Consider the following 3,261-nt stretch of genomic DNA (forward strand, 5'->3'; position numbering starts at 1 on the left):
AGGACACGGTCGTGTTCGCCGACAAGCTGATGTACACCGGCTTCGCGTACGCCACGCGCGCCGGCGTCTCGATCGGCATCGACGACATGATCATCCCGAACGAGAAGAAGGGCATCCTCGACGAGGCCGAAACCGAAGTCCTGGAAATCCAGCAGCAGTACCAGTCGGGCCTGGTCACCGCCGGCGAGCGTTACAACAAGGTCGTCGATATCTGGTCGCGCACCAACGAGCGCGTCGCCAAGGCGATGATGGACGCGATCGGCACCGACACCGTGACCAACGCCAAGGGCGAGAAGGTCGCGCAGAAGTCGATGAACTCGGTCTTCATCATGGCCGACTCCGGTGCGCGTGGTTCGCAGGCGCAGATCCGCCAGCTCGCCGGTATGCGCGGCCTGATGGCGAAGCCGGATGGCTCGATCATCGAGACGCCCATCACCGCGAACTTCCGCGAAGGCCTCAACGTCCTGCAGTACTTCATCTCGACCCACGGTGCTCGTAAGGGCCTCGCGGATACCGCGCTGAAGACCGCGAACTCCGGTTACCTCACCCGTCGCCTGGTCGACGTCGCGCAGGACGTGGTGATTACCGAAACCGACTGCGGCACGCACGAGGGTCTGACCATGACCCCGATCGTCGAGGGCGGCGACGTGGTCGAGCCGCTGCGCGATCGCGTGCTGGGCCGCATCGTGGCCGAGGACGTGTTCCTGCCGGGCAACGACGAGGATCCGTTCGTCACCCGCAACACCCTGCTCGATGAAGTCTGGGTGCAGAAGCTCGAAGACGCCGGCGTGCAGGCGATCAAGGTGCGCTCCACCATCACCTGCGCAAGCTCCTTCGGTGTGTGCGCGCACTGCTACGGTCGTGATCTCGGTCGCGGCCACCTGGTCAACCACGGCGAAGCGGTCGGCGTCGTTGCCGCGCAGTCGATCGGCGAGCCGGGCACGCAGCTGACCATGCGTACCTTCCACATCGGTGGTGCGGCTTCGCGTGCGGCGGCGATCGATAACGTCACGGTCAAGACCACCGGTTCGGTCAAGTTCAACAACCTCAAGCACGTCTCGCACGCCAACGGCCACCTGGTCGCGGTGTCGCGTTCGGGCGAGTTGTCGATCCTCGACGGCCACGGCCGCGAGCGCGAGCGCTACAAGCTGCCGTACGGTGCGACGATCATGGTCAAGGACGGCTCGGCAGTGAAGGCCGGCCAGACCGTGGCCAGCTGGGATCCGCATAACCATCCGATCGTGTCGGAAGTGGCGGGTTTCATGCGCTTCGTCGATTTCGTCGACGGACTCACCGTGATCGAGAAGACCGACGAACTGACCGGCCTCGCCTCGCGCGAGATCACCGATCCCAAGCGTCGCGGCTCGACCGGCAAGGACCTGCGCCCGATCGTCCGCATCGTCGACAAGAACGGCAAGGACCTGAACATCCCGGGTACCGACCTGCCGGCGCAGTACCTGTTGCCGCCGCGCTCGATCGTCAACCTGCAGGACGGCGCCCCCGTGGGCGTGGGCGACGTCGTCGCCAAGATCCCGCAGGAAGCGTCGAAGACCCGCGACATCACCGGCGGTCTGCCGCGCGTCGCCGACCTGTTCGAAGCGCGCAAGCCGAAGGATCCGGCGGTGCTGGCCGAGCGTTCGGGCATCGTCTCGTTCGGTAAGGACACCAAGGGCAAGCAGCGCCTGATCATCAAGGACACCGATGGCAACGAGCACGAAGAGCTGATCCCCAAGTACCGCCAGATCATCGTGTTCGAAGGCGAGCACGTGGAGAAGGGCGAGACCGTGGTGGACGGCGAGCCGACGCCGCAAGACATCCTGCGCCTGCTCGGCGTCGAGCCGCTGGCCGCGTACCTGGTCAAGGAAATCCAGGACGTCTATCGCCTGCAGGGCGTGAAGATCAACGACAAGCACATCGAAGTGATCATTCGCCAGATGCTGCGCAAGGTCGAGATCGTCGACGGTGGCGACACCAAGTTCCTGCACGGCGAACAGGCCGAGCGCCAGCGCGTGATCGAGGAGAACGCCAAGGCACTCGCCAAGAACGAGATCCTGGCCAAGGTCGAGCCGGTCCTGCTGGGCATCACCAAGGCCTCGCTGGCGACCGAGTCGTTCATCTCGGCGGCATCGTTCCAGGAGACCACCCGTGTGCTGACCGAGGCGGCCGTCCGCGGCACCCGCGACAGCCTGCGCGGCCTCAAGGAGAACGTGATCGTCGGTCGTCTGATCCCGGCCGGTACGGGCCTGGCCTATCACAGCCAGCGCCGCCGCAATGCCTCCGGCCTGACTGACTCCGAGATGGAAGCCCTGTCGGGCACCTCGGGCGAGGTCGAGGCCGCCGAGGAATCCAGCGCGTCGTAAGCAGGCAGGGTGGGCACGTTATTCGTGCCCACCGCCTTTCGCGGCTGCCGGGTCACGCCGGCAGCCGAAATACGCTATTATTAATGTGTAACCAGACGGTCCTACGCGGCTGTCCAGATCACGAAAGGAGGCGCACGGAGCGCCTCGTGTTCGGCCCAAGGCAGGGCGGGATCGCAGAAATGTTTCGAGTTGTCCTCGATGACACCCGAAACAACGAATAGCTCGCGTTGACGGAAACGTTGAACGCGGGCTATACTTTTTCGTCTCGGCGGGCCGGATTCATTGGCTTGCCGTTCGTTTTCACGCGAGGCTGCGCCTCGTACCAAGGCTTCGGCCTCACACCAAAGAGTTCCAGATGGCGACGATCAATCAGCTGGTGCGTAAGCCGCGCAACCCGGAAACCTACAAGAGCACTTCGCCCGCATTGGCGAATTGCCCGCAGCGCCGTGGCGTCTGCACCCGTGTGTACACCACCACCCCGAAGAAGCCGAACTCGGCGCTGCGCAAGGTGGCCAAGGTGCGTCTGACCAACGGTTACGAAGTCATTTCGTACATCGGCGGCGAAGGCCACAACCTGCAGGAGCACTCGGTGGTGCTGATCCGCGGCGGTCGCGTCAAGGACCTGCCGGGCGTTCGCTATCACACCGTGCGTGGCTCGCTCGACGCCGCTGGCGTCACCAAGCGTCGCCAGAGCCGTTCCAAGTACGGCGCCAAGCGTCCGAAGTCCTAAGCGGATCGTTCAACGATCTGTCTACCAAGAGATTCTGAGGGTTATCGAACATGTCGCGTAAAGGTTCCACTCCGCAGCGCACCGTCCTGCCCGACCCGAAGCACGGGAGCGAGACGATCGCCCGCTTCATCAACATGGTCATGCAGAGCGGCAAGAAGTCGGTCGCCGAAA

2 protein-coding genes and 1 pseudogene are annotated in these 3,261 nt (G+C 64.2%); all 3 read left to right on the plus strand.

What is annotated here, in order from left to right; all coding sequences use genetic code 11:
• Positions 1-2,360 (plus strand): annotated as a pseudogene (locus V6M39_RS07790) (hypothetical protein); the annotation flags it as partial.
• A gap of 355 nt (positions 2,361-2,715) precedes the next feature.
• Positions 2,716-3,090, plus strand: a complete 375-nt coding sequence (gene rpsL / locus V6M39_RS07795; RefSeq protein WP_242910746.1) for a 30S ribosomal protein S12 — start codon at positions 2,716-2,718, stop codon at positions 3,088-3,090.
• 50 nt (positions 3,091-3,140) lie between these two features.
• Positions 3,141-3,261 (plus strand): hypothetical protein (locus V6M39_RS07800; RefSeq protein WP_442880719.1); only part of this gene is annotated, 121 nt, incomplete at its 3' end.

This window comes from Aeromicrobium sp., from assembly GCF_036675695.1.
In the GTDB taxonomy this organism is placed as follows: Bacteria; Actinomycetota; Actinomycetes; order Propionibacteriales; family Nocardioidaceae; genus Aeromicrobium.

Coding starts and splice junctions, on each gene's coding strand:
- rpsL (WP_242910746.1), top strand. CDS start 2,716: ATGGCGACGATCAATCAGCTGGTGCGTAAGCCGCGCAACCCGGAAACC.